General features: G+C 68.0%; 15 protein-coding genes and 1 pseudogene. 5 read left to right on the plus strand and 11 right to left on the minus strand.

The genetic code is table 11. The features are described from left to right. Positions 1–2 precede the first annotated feature (2 nt). From FCN77_RS17790 to hemQ, 6 genes are read right to left on the minus strand one after another with little or no spacing between them, the layout of a single operon-like run. Positions 3–1091, minus strand: coding sequence for an LLM class flavin-dependent oxidoreductase (locus FCN77_RS17790; protein ID WP_137323334.1), 1089 nt, complete (start codon positions 1089–1091; stop codon positions 3–5). Further along, positions 1091–2071 carry a porphobilinogen synthase gene (gene hemB / locus FCN77_RS17795; protein ID WP_137323335.1) on the minus strand — a complete coding sequence of 327 codons (981 nt, stop codon included), beginning with the start codon at positions 2069–2071 and terminating at the stop codon, positions 1091–1093. The genes FCN77_RS17790 and hemB overlap by 1 nt, the downstream gene beginning before the upstream one ends. Beyond that, entirely contained in the window at positions 2068–2997 is a 930-nt protein-coding gene (locus FCN77_RS17800; RefSeq protein ID WP_137323336.1) for a uroporphyrinogen-III synthase, read from the minus strand. Before FCN77_RS17800 ends, hemB begins: the two co-directional genes overlap by 4 nt. Positions 2998–3015: 18 nt before the next feature. Next, on the minus strand, positions 3016–4014 hold the full coding sequence (gene hemC, locus FCN77_RS17805; RefSeq protein WP_137323337.1) for a hydroxymethylbilane synthase: 999 nt from the start codon (positions 4012–4014) through the stop codon (positions 3016–3018). After that, positions 4011–5276: a ferrochelatase gene (locus FCN77_RS17810; protein WP_137323338.1), complete on the minus strand. Its 1266-nt coding sequence runs from the start codon at positions 5274–5276 to the stop codon at positions 4011–4013. The genes hemC and FCN77_RS17810 overlap by 4 nt, the downstream gene beginning before the upstream one ends. Continuing rightward, positions 5273–5974, minus strand: coding sequence for a hydrogen peroxide-dependent heme synthase (gene hemQ, locus FCN77_RS17815; RefSeq protein ID WP_137323339.1), 702 nt, complete (start codon positions 5972–5974; stop codon positions 5273–5275). The genes FCN77_RS17810 and hemQ overlap by 4 nt, the downstream gene beginning before the upstream one ends. Before the next feature lie 259 nt (positions 5975–6233). Here hemQ and FCN77_RS17820 point away from each other — a divergent pair, with 259 nt between their 5' ends. Beyond that, positions 6234–6998: a hypothetical protein gene (locus tag FCN77_RS17820; RefSeq protein WP_137323340.1), complete on the plus strand. Its 765-nt coding sequence runs from the start codon at positions 6234–6236 to the stop codon at positions 6996–6998. An 80-nt stretch (positions 6999–7078) separates the two neighbouring features. Here the strand turns inward: FCN77_RS17820 and hemG are convergent, their stop codons facing one another. Both hemG and hemE read right to left on the minus strand, forming a co-directional pair. Further along, positions 7079–8614, minus strand: coding sequence for a protoporphyrinogen oxidase (gene hemG / locus FCN77_RS17825; protein ID WP_137323341.1), 1536 nt, complete (start codon positions 8612–8614; stop codon positions 7079–7081). Positions 8615–8617: 3 nt separating this feature from the next. Beyond that, a pseudogene (hemE, locus tag FCN77_RS17830) lies at positions 8618–9738 on the minus strand (uroporphyrinogen decarboxylase). A 158-nt stretch (positions 9739–9896) separates the two neighbouring features. On the opposite strand from hemE, the gene FCN77_RS17835 reads away from it, so the two are divergent. Continuing rightward, positions 9897–11237 carry a glutamyl-tRNA reductase gene (locus FCN77_RS17835; RefSeq protein WP_137323342.1) on the plus strand — a complete coding sequence of 447 codons (1341 nt, stop codon included), beginning with the start codon at positions 9897–9899 and terminating at the stop codon, positions 11235–11237. Between the two features lie 79 nt (positions 11238–11316). On the opposite strand, the gene FCN77_RS17840 is transcribed toward FCN77_RS17835, so the two are convergent. Beyond that, positions 11317–12351, minus strand: a complete 1035-nt coding sequence (locus tag FCN77_RS17840) for an SDR family NAD(P)-dependent oxidoreductase (protein ID WP_137323343.1) — start codon at positions 12349–12351, stop codon at positions 11317–11319. A gap of 33 nt (positions 12352–12384) precedes the next feature. Continuing rightward, a complete protein-coding gene (gene moeB / locus FCN77_RS17845; RefSeq protein WP_137323344.1) occupies positions 12385–13584 on the minus strand; it encodes a molybdopterin-synthase adenylyltransferase MoeB in 1200 nt (399 codons plus the stop codon). 83 nt (positions 13585–13667) lie between these two features. Between moeB and FCN77_RS17850 the strand changes: the two genes are divergently transcribed. Genes FCN77_RS17850 through FCN77_RS17860 form a run of 3 tightly spaced genes read left to right on the plus strand, consistent with a single transcriptional unit; the run spans position 13668 to position 14959 of the window. After that, on the plus strand, positions 13668–14336 hold the full coding sequence (locus FCN77_RS17850; protein WP_137323345.1) for a TetR/AcrR family transcriptional regulator: 669 nt from the start codon (positions 13668–13670) through the stop codon (positions 14334–14336). A 51-nt stretch (positions 14337–14387) separates the two neighbouring features. Further along, positions 14388–14612 carry a DUF3107 domain-containing protein gene (locus FCN77_RS17855; RefSeq protein ID WP_137323346.1) on the plus strand — a complete coding sequence of 75 codons (225 nt, stop codon included), beginning with the start codon at positions 14388–14390 and terminating at the stop codon, positions 14610–14612. Positions 14613–14656: 44 nt separating this feature from the next. Then, on the plus strand, positions 14657–14959 hold the full coding sequence (locus FCN77_RS17860; RefSeq protein ID WP_137323347.1) for a hypothetical protein: 303 nt from the start codon (positions 14657–14659) through the stop codon (positions 14957–14959). A 94-nt stretch (positions 14960–15053) separates the two neighbouring features. Here the strand turns inward: FCN77_RS17860 and FCN77_RS17865 are convergent, their stop codons facing one another. Next, a complete protein-coding gene (locus tag FCN77_RS17865) occupies positions 15054–15410 on the minus strand; it encodes a 4a-hydroxytetrahydrobiopterin dehydratase (protein WP_137323348.1) in 357 nt (118 codons plus the stop codon). Positions 15411–15418: the final 8 nt, after the last annotated feature.

Here is a 15418-nt window from a genome sequence, read left to right on the forward strand (position 1 = left end):
TTTCAGTTTGCGGGAGCATGCCCGGACAGGAGCTCGGCCACCCGGGGTGCCACCACGGTGCCGAAGAGTTCGATGCAGCGCATCATGGAGGCGTGCGGGAGCGTGCCGTTGCCGTACTTGAGGTCGAAGCGGTCAACGCCCAGGTTGCGCTTCAGCAGGACGATCTTCTGCGCCACGGTTTCGGGCGAGCCCACATACAGGGCACCTTCCGGGCCGCACATGGCATCGAACTCGGCCCGGCTGGCCGGACCCCAGCCGCGCTCGGCCCCGATCCGGTTGCGCTGCGCCAGCCAGTGCGGGAACAGCTCTTCGCGGGCGGCCTCGTCCGTGTCGGCGATGTGGCCGGGCGAATGGGTGGCGATCTGCTGCATCGGATGGCCGTACTTGGCCATCGCCTCGCGGTACAGGTTGACGAGCGGCGCAAAGGAGCGGGGCTGGCCGCCGATGATCGCGAAGATGATCGGGTAGCCGTACTCGGCGCACCGCAGCACGGATTCCGGTGTGCCGCCCACCCCGATCCAGGCCGGCAGCAGGTGGTGCTCCAGCGGCGGATAGACGCTCAGTCCGCTGACGGGCGGGCGGGTCCGCCCTTCCCAATGCACCGGCTTCTGGGCGCGGACCTTGTCGAAGAGCTCGAGTTTTTCCTCGAACAGGACCTCGTAGTCCGCCAGGTCCAGGCCGAACAGCGGAAAGGATTCAATGAAGGAGCCACGCCCCAGCATGACTTCGGCCCGGCCGTCGGAGATGGCATCAACCGTGGAAAAGCGCTGGAAGACGCGGACGGGGTCATCGGAGCTCAGCACGGTCACGGCGGATCCGAGCCTAATGTGCTTGGTCCTTGCCGCGGCGGCGGCCAGGAACACCTCGGGAGCCGAGACGGCGAAGTCCCGGCGGTGGTGCTCCCCCACCCCAAAGGCGTGGAGTCCGACGTCGTCCGCCAGTTCCGCCTGTTCCAGCAGCTGCCGCAGCACCTGCGCGTGCGGGACCGGGTGCCCGTCCGGATACACGCCGACGTCGCCGAAGGTGTTCAGCCCCAGCAGGATCTTCCCCGGCCCGACGGGCGCGGTGGGGCTGACCGACGCGTGGCTCATCAGGATTCCTTCAGCCAGCCGGCAAGCTCGGACGCCCAGTAGGTCAGGACCATATTGGCTCCGGCCCGCTTGATGCCGAGGACCGACTCCGTGATGGCGGCACGCCGGTCAATCCAGCCGTTGGCCGCCGCCGCTTCGATCATGGAGTACTCCCCCGAAATCTGGTATGCGGCCACCGGAACGGTGCTCATCTCCGCAACGTCAGCGAGGATGTCGAGGTAGCTCATGGCAGGCTTCACCATCACGAGGTCCGCGCCTTCGGCCAGGTCCAGTTCCACTTCGAGGATGGCTTCGCGGCGGTTGGCCGCGTCCATCTGGTAGGTGCGGCGGTCGCCCTTGAGCTGCGAATCCACGGCCTCGCGGAAGGGGCCGTAGAACGCTGACGCGTACTTTGCGGCGTAGGCCACCACGGCGGTATTGACATGGCCTGCGTCTTCAAGCGCCTGCCGGATCACGCCGATCTGGCCGTCCATCATGCCGGAGGGGCCCAGCATGTGGGCGCCCGCGTCCGCCTGGGCCACGGCCATCGCCGCGTAGATTTCCAGCGTTGCGTCGTTGTCCACGTAGCCGTCGGCATCCAGCACACCGCAATGTCCGTGGTCGGTGAATTCGTCCAGGCAGACATCGCTCATGACCACCAGTTCATCGCCCACTTCAGCGCGGACATCCCGTATGGCCTTGTTGAGGACACCGTCGGGATCCAGGGAGGCGGTGCCCCGGGCATCACGTTCGGCCGGGATGCCGAAGAGCATGATTCCGCCGACACCCATTTCAACTGCCTCTGCCGCGGCGCGCTTCAGTGAGTCTGTGGTGTGCTGCACAACACCGGGCATGGAGGCGATGGGATTGGGTTCGGTCAGTCCCTCGCGGATGAAGGCGGGAAGGATCAGCTCCGGCGCCGCCAGGCGGTTTTCCGCCGTCATCCGGCGCATGGCCGGGGTGGTGCGGAGCCGACGGGGGCGGTGGGTCGGAAAACTCATGTTCTGTCCTTCACATGGTGCTCGGATGATGGAAATGGCGATGGGGCGGAATTTCCGGGAGCCAGCGCCCGGATAACGGCGGACACCAGGCCGGAAACGGTCGGCTCCCCGGCGACGGCGGCCACGGTCAGTCCCAGCGACTCTGCCTCCGCCGCCGTCGAAAGCCCGATGGCCACGAAACGGCAGTCCCCCAGGGGCGACAGTCCTTCCTGGATGCGCCGGGCCGCACTTGGTGAAGCGGCGACGACGGCGTGGAGCCTCCCCGCGGCGAGCTCGGCTTTCGCCTCGGGCGGGGTAAGCACCGCGGCCAGTGGCTGGGCGTCGGCGCGGCCGCCGGTGGCGAAGCTGCGGGACGGATCGGCGGGATAATCCACCGTGTGATAGGCGGTGACCGCCTGGACACTGGCCCCGCGCGCCTCCAGTCCTTCGGCCAGGCCACCGTCCGCAATGTCTGCCTGAGGCAGAAACACGCTGCCAGCTCCACCGGGCCAGATGTCAAGCAGCCCTGCCCCGGACTGGAGCCGGGACGGGGCCAGGTCAACTGTGATTCCCCGTGATTCCAGCTCACGTCGTGTGGCAGGCCCGATGGTGGCCACCTGGACGGAGCCCGGCAGCCATTGGGCGAAGGTCACCCCCTTGGCGGCGGCGAGTTCCTCCAGCGCCTGGACCGCGGTGACGCTGCTGATGACCAGCCAACTGTAGGCGCCCGCCCCCAGGGCGTCGAAGGCTACTTCCAGCGAGTGCTGGTCGCGGGCGTGCTCGAAGTCGATGAGCGGCAGCAGCAGCGGCTCAGCCCCGGTTTCCCGCAGGGCAGCGACGAGCGGCGCTGCCCTGTCCGGGCTGCGCGTGACCAGGACCCGGGCGCCCTCCAGCACCCGGAGCCCGGGCTGGCCCTCCACGCGTCGGGCACTGCGCCGTCCCATCATTAGCCGGGGTCCGCCGGGTCAGGACGCGGCCAGGTCCGCGATGTCGGCTGCCCCTGCCGCCAGCAGCACCTCGGCCAGCTCGATCCCCAGCAGCGTGGCGCCCACCTCGGTGAGGCCGTCCGTTGCCCGCTTGTCCCGCACTGAGGCCTTGCCGTCAACCGCGCAGACCACGGCCTCCAGGTAGAGCATGCTTCCCTTGCGGAACGCGTAGGCTCCCACCGGGGCTGCGCAGCCGGCCTCAAGCCGGGCCAGCAATGCCCGCTCGGCCGTGACGGCAAGCCGTGTGTCAGTGTCGTCCAGTGCTGCCAGGGCCTGGGCCAGCGGCCCCTGCGACCCTTCTGTGGACCCGGCCTTCCGCGGCGCATCGGCAGTGCGGCACTCGATGGCCAGCGACCCCTGTCCCGCGGCGGGAAGCATCACGTCCGTTTCGATATATTCGCTGATGGCGTCCAGCCGGCTGATCCGCTCCAGTCCGGCGGCCGCCAGTACGACGGCGTCGAGGTCGCAGGATTTGCCTGCTACGACGGCGTCGGTGGCGTTGCCCGGCAGGCCGGGGACGCGGCCCAGGCGAGTGTCCACATTGCCGCGGATGTCCACGATGTCCAGGTCGGGCCGGGCGGCCCGGAGCTGCGCCGCGCGGCGCGGTGAGCCGGTTCCCACCCGGGCGCCGTTCGGGAGGTCCGCCAGTTTAAAGCCGTCACGCGCACAGAGCACGTCGCGGACGTCAACGCGCTTCGGCGTGGCGGCCAGGGTCAGCCCCGGGGCGGCACCCGTGGGGAGATCCTTCAGCGAGTGCACGGCGACGTCGCACTGGTCCCGCAGGAGCGCATCGCGGAGGGCCGCAACGAAGACACCCGTACCGCCCATCTGGGACAGCGAGCCTGTCAGGACATCGCCGTCGGTCCTGATGTGGACGAGCTCCACGGGGAAGCCGCCGATTGCGGCCAGCTGGTCCGCGGTCTGCTGGGTCTGTGTGAGGGCCAGTTTGCTGGCACGCGTCCCGATGCGGACCGTCACTGGGAGACCTCTCCCGCCGCTTGCGCCGGTGAGCCGGTTTCCGAGGGGTAGGCGTCGTGGCCGGCCCCCACGGTGGTGTCCGCTCCCGCGATGGTGGGCTTCTGGCCCCGGAAGTTGGCACAGCATCCCGGCCGGCAGACGTCGTACCAGGGGCCGAGGTCTGTCACGTGGGGCCGGTCGGCGATGTTGTTGGCCCCGGTGCGCTCACAGATCAGCTCAACGATGCCGCCCACGAACTTGCGGTGGGTTCCGGGCGTTGGCACGCGGGTGGCGGCCAGGTCCAGCTTGGCGCAGGTTTCCAGCGCTTCCGTGTCGAGGTCCCAGACCACTTCCATGTGGTCGCTGACGAACCCCAGGGGCACGATCACGATGCCCTTGACACCCTGGCCGGCGAGTTCCTCAATGGCGTCGTTGATGTCCGGTTCGAGCCACGGCACGTGCGGGGCTCCGGAGCGGGACTGGTACACCAGCGACCACGGCGCGGTCGGACCGGACTCTGCCTCGACCCGGCGGATGACCTCGGCACCGGCTGCCAGGTGCTGCGCGACGTAGGCCGAATCTTCGGCGAACGTACGGGGCTCGTCCGCGGAACGTCCGGCGGCGTCGGCGTCGCGCGTGGGAATGGAATGCGTGGCGAACAGGATGTGGACCGGAGCGTCCGGCGTGCCGGCGGCGGCAAGCTGGGCGCGGACGTCGGCAAGCCCGGCAGCGGTGCCTTCCACGAAAGGCTCCACAAAGCCCGGGTGGTCGAAGTACTGGCGGACCTTGTCCACTTCCAGCTTCCCGTCCAGGCCGGTCTCTGTCAGTGCCATGCCGATGTCTTCGCGGTACTGGCGGCAGCTGGAGTAGCAGGAGTAGGCACTCGTGGTGACCATCAGCACCTTGCGGTGGCCGGCGTCGTACATGTCCTGCAGGGTCTGCGGAATGTACGGCGCCCAGTTGCGGTTGCCCCAGAACACGGGGAGGTCGATGCCGCGGGCTGAGAGCTCCGCTTCGATGCCGGCCTTGAGGTCGCGGTTCTGCTGGTTGATGGGGCTGATGCCGCCGTTGGCGCGGTAGTGGTGCGAGACCTCTTCGAGCCGTTCGTCAGGAATGCCGCGACCCCGGGTGACATTCCGGAGGAACGGGATGACGTCATCCTGGCCCTCGGGGCCGCCGAAGGAGGCGAGGAGGACGGCGTCGTAGTCCTTGGGGGCCATCCGGCCCGCTTCGGTGACGGGGTTGAGGGCAGTTACCGCCGCCCGGGATTCCAGTGGGCTCACGCGAGGACCTCGGCGATCTCGGCGGCGGTGATCCTCCGGCCGGTGTAGAACGGGATTTCTTCCCGGACGTGGTGGCGGGCCTCGGTGGCGCGGAGGTGGCGCATCAGGTCAACGAGGTCCACCAGTTCGGGGGCCTCCAGGCCGAGGATCCATTCCCAGTCGCCCAGGGCGAACGAGGACACCGTGTTGGAGATGACCTGCGGGAAGTCGCGGCCAAGCATGCCGTGGTCGCGAAGCATGGCACCGCGTTCGGCGTCCGGCAGCAGGTACCACTCGTAGGAGCGGACGAACGGGTATACGCACAGCCACTTCGCCGGCGCCACGCCGCGGGAGTAGGCAGGAGTGTGGTTCTTCGCGAACTCCGCCTCACGGTGGACGCCCATGGCGGACCAGACGATTTCGGTGCCGGCAAGGAGCTTGCTGCGGCGGATGTCGCGGACCGCCTGCTGCAGGGCCTCGGGCTTGGGGCCGTGGAGCCACACCATGATGTCCGCGTCGGCGCGCATGGCCGAGACGTCATAGCTTCCCCGGTGGACCACGCCGGCCTCCGCCAGGCGGGCGATCAGCGCGTCAAAGTCCTCGGCAGCATCGGCGCTGCGGAGGACGTCGGCGGAGCGCTTGAACACGGTCCAAAGGGTGAAGAACTGCTCGGCTGTTTCTTCGGTTTTACTGACAGATTCGGCAGAAGTGTGGCTCATAGTTACCAGTCTGCCCCTTCGGTGGGGCTAAGTCGAAACCGAGCACTTCTACAACGCGTAGAAGTGCTTAAATTCACAGCCAGCGGATTTAGTCCCCTATGCGCCCGCGTCCGGGGACCGAACGGCGGGCGCATATTTTCAGGCCCGGCGCAGCCTGACGAAGGCGAATCCGGCGGCGGCGGCGAGGCCCACGAGTCCGGCACCCCACCAGACCTGGGGCGAGACTTCACCCATTGGCGACACGCTCACCGCGGAGCGCATGACGGGCGCACTGGCCACCCCGAAGCCGGGACCGGAAAGCGGCACCACACCGGCCGACGTCAGGGTGGCCATGTTTGCAGGGCCGAACATCCTGGTGCTGGTCCATGCGGATGTGGGGGCCGCCATGGCCGGCCCGGACGACATGCTCCCGGACGGTACACGTGAGGCGCCCTTCGTGGCCGTGGCGTCAGCCGAAGGGGCGGGGGACGTTGCCCCTGTTCCAGGGACAGCCGGCGCCGCCGTGCCGGGAAGGACCGAAGGAGGTGCGGCGGGCGTGCCGGAGGGCGCCGGAGTGCCGGCCGGCTGGGTGGGATCGGCGGACGGCGCCGTGCCCCCGTTGGAGGGCCCTCCGCTTGAAGGCGACGGCGCAGGCGTTGACGGCGGCGCCGTGCCCCCGGACGGCGTGCCGCCGTCTGAAGGCGTGGGCGACGGTGAGGCCCAGTCCGGTTCGGTGGTCGGTGTCGGCGAGGGTGACGGCGGCGTGCGTCGGCCCGGCGGCGTCGGCTCACCGGTGTCCGAGGGATCCGGCTTGGGCGCCAGGACCACGGATGCCCAGGCATCGAGCAACGGAACGCCGGCCTGGACGGTTGCGGTGGTGTCTCCGCCATCGGACGTTGTGTCCGGGGCCGGGACAAGAGATACAGCGTGGGATGCAGGAACACCTGCGGAAAGGACCAGTACCGCTCCGAGCGCCGCTGCTGCCGTGCCGCGCCGAAGACCCCCATGGAAACCAGTCAGCGTTCGAGTTTCTTCGGACTTCTGAATGACCATAGTCATCGACCTTAGCCAGATTTTCGCGTCATTAGAAACTTGCGGCGAAAGCCTACGCAAGGTATCCGCGGGCTAGGGGAGGAGGCCCGCCATCTGCTTCCTGGTGTCCGCGACCACGGCGGCCAGTCCATTGCCGGCGAGCCATCCGCCCACCACGGCAAGTCCCCCGGTGCCGCTGCAGATCCGCCGGACTTCGGCGACCCGCTGCCTGTGTCCGACGGCGGCAAACGGCAGCGCGCCGCCCCAGCTGACGACGTCCCAATCGAGCACATCATCCGCTGTGACAGGAACAGTCAGCAGGGCCGACGCATCCCGTAAGGCCGCGTCAAGAAGATCGCTGTCATTTGCGCCTGCCCCCGTTCCGGCCGGCAGGCGCTCGGCCATGTAGCCGGCGTCCCTTTGCCGGGTTTCCCCCCGGCCGTAGGACAGCCGGACAACATGCGTTCCGGGGCCCGCAGCAGCCGCCAGCCAGTCCCATTTGGCGGTGGCGTGGGTGAGCGCCTTCGCCTGGATACCGGGTGTCTGCGGGGCCACCAGAATGCCGGTCCCCCGGGGCCGGCTGTCCAGTTCAGGTAGATCAACAACGAGTGTCACGAGCTTTACATCGGGCCCGGCTCCAGGCCGGTGGACGGCCAGTTCCGGCACCGCATCCTGGAGCAGGCCCACGGCCGTCGGGCCGTCCAGCGCCACCACCAGCAGGCCGGCGTCGAACGTCCGCTCCCCGGCGGAAACCCGCCAACCGCCCGCTGTCCGGGTCACCGATCCGGCCCTGGCACCGCCGATCAGGCTGACGCCGCGCCGCCGCAGCTCGGTCACCAGGGCAGTGATGAGCGTGTGCATGCCGCCCTTAAGCCCGGCGACGGCGGCCCCGGCCTTTGCAGGCTGGCCGACCGGCTGGTTCGCGGCCCCGGCCTGCTGACCGGCGGGCTGTTGGCCGTCCGGAACACCGCCCTGCCGGGATGCGCCTCCCCGCCGCTGGGCAGCAACCGCCGCCGCGAGGGTGCCGTTGGTGCGGATTCCGGCGCGGAGGCCGGGCGCAACCATGTCCACGTCCAGCAAGGCGGGATCAGCGGAATGGACGCCTCCCACCACGGGTTCCACGAGGCGTTCCAGGACCCGGCGGCCCATCCGGGCGCGGACCAGGTCGGACACGCTGGTTACGGCAGCGCGGGTGCCCACGGAGGCAGGGAGGAGCCTGTCCAGGGATGCCCGGAGGGAACCGGCGAACCCCAGGGTGCGGCGGACTTCGGGGTCCCACGGGTTGGCAGGGATGCCCAGGACGCCGGTCTTGGGAAGTTCCCTGGCGCCCTCCGGGAGCTGCACCCATGCGCCTCCAGGGTGCGGCGCCACGATGTTGCCGCCGAGCCCGAGTTCGGCTGCGAGGTCCGCGACCGCGCTAGACCGCGTCGCGAAAGACTCCGCCCCGCTATCCAGCGTCAGGCCGCCCACCTCATGGCTCCCCACGCAGCCGCCCCAGGCGTCGCTGGCCTCGAGGACGGCGACGTCCTTCCCTCCCTTGGCAAGCTCCAGCGCAGCGAGCAGGCCGGAGATCCCGCCGCCCACCACCACGGCCGAAGTAAAGGACGTTTCCGGTGTGGCTGCGTTCACGTGTTACTCCGGAGAAATCGAGTGGATCAGCTGGACGACGCGGGTCAGCACGTCGGGGTCCGTTTCCGGCGGCACGCCATGCCCCAGGTTCAGGACATGGCCGGGCGCCGCAGCGCCTGCCCTGATGACATCCCTGACATGGGCTTCGAGGACGGCCCACGGGGCGGACAGCAGCGCGGGGTCAATGTTGCCCTGCAGCGGCACCGTGCCGCCGAGGCGGCGGTTCGCCTCGTCCAGGGGAGCCTGTAGTCGACCCCCACCACGTCCACGCCGACGTCGCGCATGGCCACGAGCAGCTCCGAGGTGCCGGTGCCGAAGTGGATCAGCGGTGCCCCAAGGTGGCGGACATGATCCAGGGCGCGGGCCGAGGCGGGGGCAACGAAGCGTTCATAGTCGGACAACCCCAGCGAACCTGCCCAGGAATCGAACAGCTGGCCGGCGGAGGCGCCGGCTTCCAGCTGCGCGCGCAGGAACATGCCCGAGGTGTCCGCGGCCCAGTTTGCCAGCGCCGTCCAGGTTTCCGGGTCGGCGTGCATCATGGTGCGCGGGCCGAGGTGGTCGCGGGAGGGCTTGCCTTCCACCATGTAGGCGGCCAGGGTGAACGGCGCTCCGGCGAAACCGATCAGCGGCGTCTTGCCGAGCTGTGCCACGGTAAGCCGGACGGCTTCCCGGATCGGCTCCAGGGCTTCCCAGGTCAGCTGCGGCAGCGCGGCGACGTCTTCGGCGGTGCGGATCGGCTTGTCAAGAACCGGGCCGACGCCGGGGACGATGTCCACGCCCACGCCCGCCAGCTTGAGCGGGATGACAATGTCGGAGAAGAAAATGGCGGCGTCGACGTCATGCCGGCGGACCGGCTGCAGGGTGATCTCGGCAGCCAGTTCGGGACGCAGGCAGGAATCCAGCATGGCAACGCCTTCGCGCACCTTCAGGTACTCCGGCAGGGAGCGGCCGGCCTGGCGCATGAACCAGACGGGACGGCGGGACGGCTTGCCGCCACGGTAGGCCGTGATCAGCGGAGAATCAGCCGTGCGGCCATCCATCAGCGGGTGGCCTGCATCCAGGGTAGCATCGGAAAACGGGACGTTGGTTACCGTGCCGTCGGAGGTCGCAGCGCTTGAAGTCATGACTCCGATTGTCCCTAAAACCGCCGGCAAAAGATAACGACAGCCTGTCATCGGCACTCCGCGGGGGCCCTCCGTGGCGCGAATCACAGGGCTCCGTGCCCATCCCCACGGCGCATAGTTGTTCTACACCGGAACGAAAAAGCTATGATTGTGGTGCTGTGGTTCTTTTTTCATTGGTGGCTACACACGCCGACATCGACCTCGAGACCGTTGCTCAACTGAGCACCGGCGCTTCAGGGCTTGCTACATCCGCACTCTCCGGGTCGCCGGCAGTGACGGGTGCCGTTGTCCTTGCCACTTGCAACCGCTTCGAAATCTACGGTGAAGCCCCGCACGCCGACGACGTCGAAGCAGCGCGTGCCGCCCTTGTGGCCCAGATCAGCGACCTCTGCGGGCTCAACGAGCAGCTGGTGTCCCGGTCATTCAATACCCGTACCGGCGGCGAAGTCAGCCAGCATCTTTTCGCAGTCAGCTCGGGCCTGGACTCGGCCGTAGTGGGCGAACGCGAAATCGCCGGCCAGGTGCGCCGCGCCCTGATAAACGCCCAGCACGAAGGTACCGCGAGTTCCGGCCTGGTCCGGCTCTTCCAGGCCGCTTCCAAAACTGCCAAGGACGTCGGCGCCCAGACTGCCCTCGGCTCACGCGGACTGTCCATCGTCTCTGTTGCCCTGGACCTCGCCACGGACCTCTCCGAAAACGCCGACTGGTCCACCAAGAAAGCCGTGGTCTTCGGCACCGGGGCGTACGCCGGGGCCACCATGTCCCTGCTCCGCGAACGCGGCTGCACCGACATCTCCGTCTTTTCGTCCTCCGGACGCGCCGAAGGCTTCGTGGCCACCCGCGGCGGAAAGGCCCTCGACGCCGATTCGCTGCCAGCCGCGGTCGCGACTGCGGACGTCATGATCGGCTGCAGCGGCTCCGACACCCGCGTCGAGGCTGACGAACTTGCCCGTGTGCGGGCAGGGGCACTGCAGACCCTGATCGCCATTGACTTGGCCCTCACCCACGATTTCGACCCCGCTGTGGGAGAGCTCGACGGCGTTGAGCTGCTCACGCTCGAATCCGTGCGCCTCGCTGCTCCCCAGGAGCAGGCGGAATCGCTGGCCCAGGCCAGCGGCATTGTCAACGGTGCCGCCGCAGCCTTTGAGCAGGAGCGCGAAGCACGGTCAGTGGACTCCGCCATCGTCGCCCTCCGCCGCCACACCATGAACGTCCTGGACGCCGAAATGGAAAAGGTCCGCGCCCGGCACGGCTGCACGGCAGCTGCCGAAGAGGTCGAGTTCGCCCTGCGCCGGATGGTGAAGCAGCTCCTGCACGTCCCCACCGTCCGGGCCCGGGAGCTTGCCTCCAACGGCCAGCAGGAACACTACATCGCGGCCCTCGAAGCGCTGTACGGGATCACCGTTGAACAGCCCGGCGCCGCACGGGCGGCAGAGTGCCCGGTTGACCACAGCCAGGCAGACCCGGCATCCACCGAAGCCCGGCGGGAAACCGCCTAACCACCGTTCCCCCGCTCTTACCCCGGGCGCCACAGTTCCAACTTGCCGTATCCCCACGCTCGGGGCACGGCCGGGCAGGTCAGCCGAACGCGTTGACGCCGGTCATTTCCGCCGAGAGCGTCCACAGCCTGGCAGCATCTGCAGGATCAACGGCGTGCGCATCAACGCCCCGGATCCGGGCTTCCGGGCTTCCTGCCTTTGTGGGCTCCGCGATGTCGCAGTCCTCGCAGTAGACCCCGCCCTTTCCCAGCAGAAGCGGCGACGTGGCCGCCCATACCGACGTGGCCGCACCCTGTTCCGGGGTCTTGAACCGGGCGTCGACTGTACCGCGCTCATCCATCCATCCGGCGGCCACCATTTCCTCCCGCGGCAGGTGGCGCTGCAGTTCGGTCATGATGCCGCCGGGATGAACGGCAAAGGCCCGCACCCCGGAGTCCCTGCCGAGGAAGTCCAGCTGCACGGCGAAGAGCGAATTGGCAGTCTTGGCCTGGCCGTAGGCTTTCCATTTGTCGTAGCCGGAGTCGAAGTTGATGTCCTCGAACCGGATGGCGGACAGCTTGTGCCCGGTGGATGAGAGCGAGACCACCCTGGCTCCGCGCCCCTCCGAAAGCGCCGGCCACAGCAGGTTGGTCAGCGTAAAGTGCCCCAGGTGGTTGGTGGCGAACTGGGATTCCCAGCCCGGGCCCACCCGCTGCTCGGGGCAGGCCATGATGGCGGCGTTGTTGATGAGGATGTCCAGGCCGGTGCCGGATTCGCCCAAGGCCGAGGACAGGAAGCCGGCAGCGAATTCCCGTACGCTTGCCTGGTCCGCCAGGTCCAGTGCCGCAATCCTGACGGCTCCGCCTTCCGCTCCGGCAGGCAGTCCTCCGGAGGATATTCCGGCCGCCTCCAGCATCTCCCGTGCATGGCCGGGCCTCCGGGCACCCACCAGTACCTGGGCGCCGGCGGACACGAGTGCCCGGACCGTCTCCAGTCCGAGTCCGGAGTACCCGCCCGTGACGACGGCAGTCCTGCCGGTGAGGTCGATGCCGGCAATGACTTCAGCGGCGGTCGACTCCTTGCCGAAGCCGGAACCGGTCTTGCGTTGCGGAGTCCTGCTGTTGTCCTGGCTCATGGCCGTGCCTTTCTCGGGCGGGGGCGGGACGGGTCAGTAGACCGGCTTGCCGGGCTCCACTTCGCGCACCCATGCGAGGATGCCGCCGTCGAGATGGCTGACCCGCTGGTATCCTGCCTTGCGGGCAGCGGCCAGGACAGCGGCGGAGCGGGTACCGGCCTTGCAGTGGAACACGATGTCCTTGTCCTGCGGAAGCTCGGCCCACGCCTCACCCGCGAGGATCCTGCCCTGCGGGATCAGGACGGAACCGTTAATCCTGACGATGTCGTGTTCGCCCGATTCCCGGACGTCCACGAGCTCGAAGTCCTTCAGGCCGGCTTCGCGGGAAGCCAGCATGGTGGCCAGCTGTGTGGCCGTGACGGTGTTTTCCTTGGCCGTCGCTTCCTCGGGCACGATTCCGCAGAACGCCTCGTAGTCGGTGAGTTCCGTGATCCGCTCCGCTTCCGGGTCCCGGGCCACCTTGATCTCGCGCCAGCTGCCGCCGAGGGCATCGAACAGCGCCACACGCCCCAGCAGGGAACGCCCGACGCCGGTAATCAGCTTGACTGCCTCGGTCACCATCAGCGACCCCACGGCAGCGCACAGCATGCCGAACACGCCGCCCTCGCCGCAGGACGGCACCGAACCGGCAGGCGGGGCCTCCGGGTACAGGTCGCGGTAGGTAGGGCCGTGCTGTTCCCAGAACACGCTCACCTGTCCGTCGAACCGGAAGATGGAGCCCCACACGTAGGGCTTCCCGAGGATTGCCGCGGCGTCGTTGACCAGGTACCTCGTGGCGAAGTTGTCCGCGCCGTCCACGATCAGGTCATAACCGGCGAACAGCTCCAGCGCGTTGGAGGCGTCAAGCCGTACGTTGTGGAGCTGTACGTCCACCAGCGGGTTCAGCGCAGCTATGGCATCACGGGCCGACTCGATTTTGGCGCGGCCCACGTCGGCAACCCCGTGGATCACCTGGCGCTGCAGGTTGCTGAGGTCAACGGCGTCGTCGTCGACGATTCCCAGCGTCCCCACACCAGCTGCCGCCAGATACAGGAGGGCCGGTGAGCCGAGCCCGCCGGCGCCGATGACCAGGACTTTTGCGTTCTTGAGCCTGCGTTGGCCCAGCGTGCCGATTTCCGGAATGATGAGGTGTCGGGAATAGCGCTCCACCTCTTCGGCAGTCAGTGCATCGGCCGGTTCCACGAGCGGAGCCAGGGTTGCAGGGACAGCAGTTGCGGTGATCATGGAAGCCATACTTCAATGTATGCCCGAAGATGCCGCAAGGTCATATTACCCGCGCGTAAAGTGTAGGTAACTGCAACGAAAGAAGGCCAACAGTGGTTCACCAGGCACCGGTTGATCGGACTCCGGCCGGGAAGGCAGCAACAGGGCAGCCCAAGGCCGCCGGTGCACGTTCGGCGCGGCTCCCCCGTGATGAACGCCGCGCCCAGTTGCTTGCCGCCGCCCAGGAAGTCTTTGTTGCCAATGGGTACCACGGCGCCGCCATGGATGAGATCGCGGAAACCGCCCACGTCAGCAAGCCGGTGCTGTACCAGCATTTCCCGTCCAAGCGCGAGCTCTACCTGGCGCTGTTGGACAGCCACCTGACCACGCTGACCGGGCTCATGATGGCGGCGTTGAATTCCACCAAGGATAACGACGAACGCGTCCAGGCGGTCATGCGCGCCTACTACCGCTTCATTGCCAGCGACGACCAGGCCCACCGCCTGGTATTTGAATCGGACCTCATCAATGACAGCGACGTCAGTTCCAGGCTCGAAACATTCAACAAGACTTTTGCCGACGCCATTGCGCGGGTCATCGCCGAGGACACCAAGCTCCCCATGCTGGAGGCCCAGCTGCTGGGGCGCGGACTGGCAGGAATGGCCCAGGTCAGCGCGCGCTACTGGCTCGAAACCGACGGCAACCTGGACCTCGATGTGGCCAGCGACCTCATCTATCGTTTAGCTTGGCGCGGAATCTCGCGCTTCCCCAAGGAAACCTAGACTACAAATAGAGAACACCTTTAGAACTTTGATTGGCTGGGAGGCCTCGCTGTGGAAGTAAAGATCGGCATTCAGAACATCGGCCGCGAAATCGTACTGGAATCGGCTCAGGATGCTGACGCTGTTGCCACGCTGGTGGGGGACGCCATGGCCAAGGGCACCGAACTTCGCCTTACGGATGACAAGGGCCGCGTGGTCATCATTCCTGCCAACGTCCTGGGATACGTGGAAATCGGGGCAGAAGAAGCCCGCCGCGTCGGTTTCGGCCAGCTCTAGGCACCCGTGGCCACCCCCGCCGCCCTGCAGCAAGGAGTTCAGAAATGCTTTCCCTGGTAATCGTGACGCTGGTCACCGTGGCCGCCGGCTTTGTTGTCTGGGCCAACGACCGGCGGCATGCGAGGTACGGCATCGCAATGCCGGCGGGGGTGGCCACGGCCGTGGGGATGCTGAGCTGGATCATCTTCATGGCCGCGGGACTGGGATACCAGCCCGGCCTGACGTGGATACCGTGGGTGCTGCCCATGGTTCTGGGTACCGGGGCGGCCCTCGCCGCGGCAGTGTACCTGGGCCGTAAGCGCGCGCTGCACGACACCAGGCACCTGACCGCCGCGCTGAGGCTCTAACCAACGATCCTGGGCATTCGTGACCACCCCGTTGGGTGCGTGGTCACGGCTCATTAAGGCGCCGGCTGCTGACTTCTCCGGTGCCGGGCCGGATTCAGCCTTGCTCCGCGATCCCCGCGGTCGGGTACCGGCCCGGTTCCGCGATCGCTGCCACGGCGGCGGCCGCTGAACTGACCGCCGCGGCTGCCGTGACGTCGCGCCGGGTCACCTCGGTGCCGGCGTCGTGGGAGGTGAAACGGATAAAGACCCGGTTGAACCGCCAGTCGAGGTCGGGGTGGTGGTTCTGCTCTTCAGCCAATCGTCCGACGGCGGCAATCAGCTCAAGCGCCCCGGCCGCCGTCGGCGTCTTATAGACGGTCACGAGCCCTCCCAGCCGGTACAGCCAGTCGGGGAGGTCCGCCAGCGCGGCGTCGATCTGCGGTCGGGTGAGAGTGTCTTCCTTGCCGGTCACGGTGGCTC

The organism is Arthrobacter sp. 24S4-2, assembly GCF_005280255.1.
GTDB lineage: Bacteria > Actinomycetota > Actinomycetes > Actinomycetales > Micrococcaceae > Arthrobacter.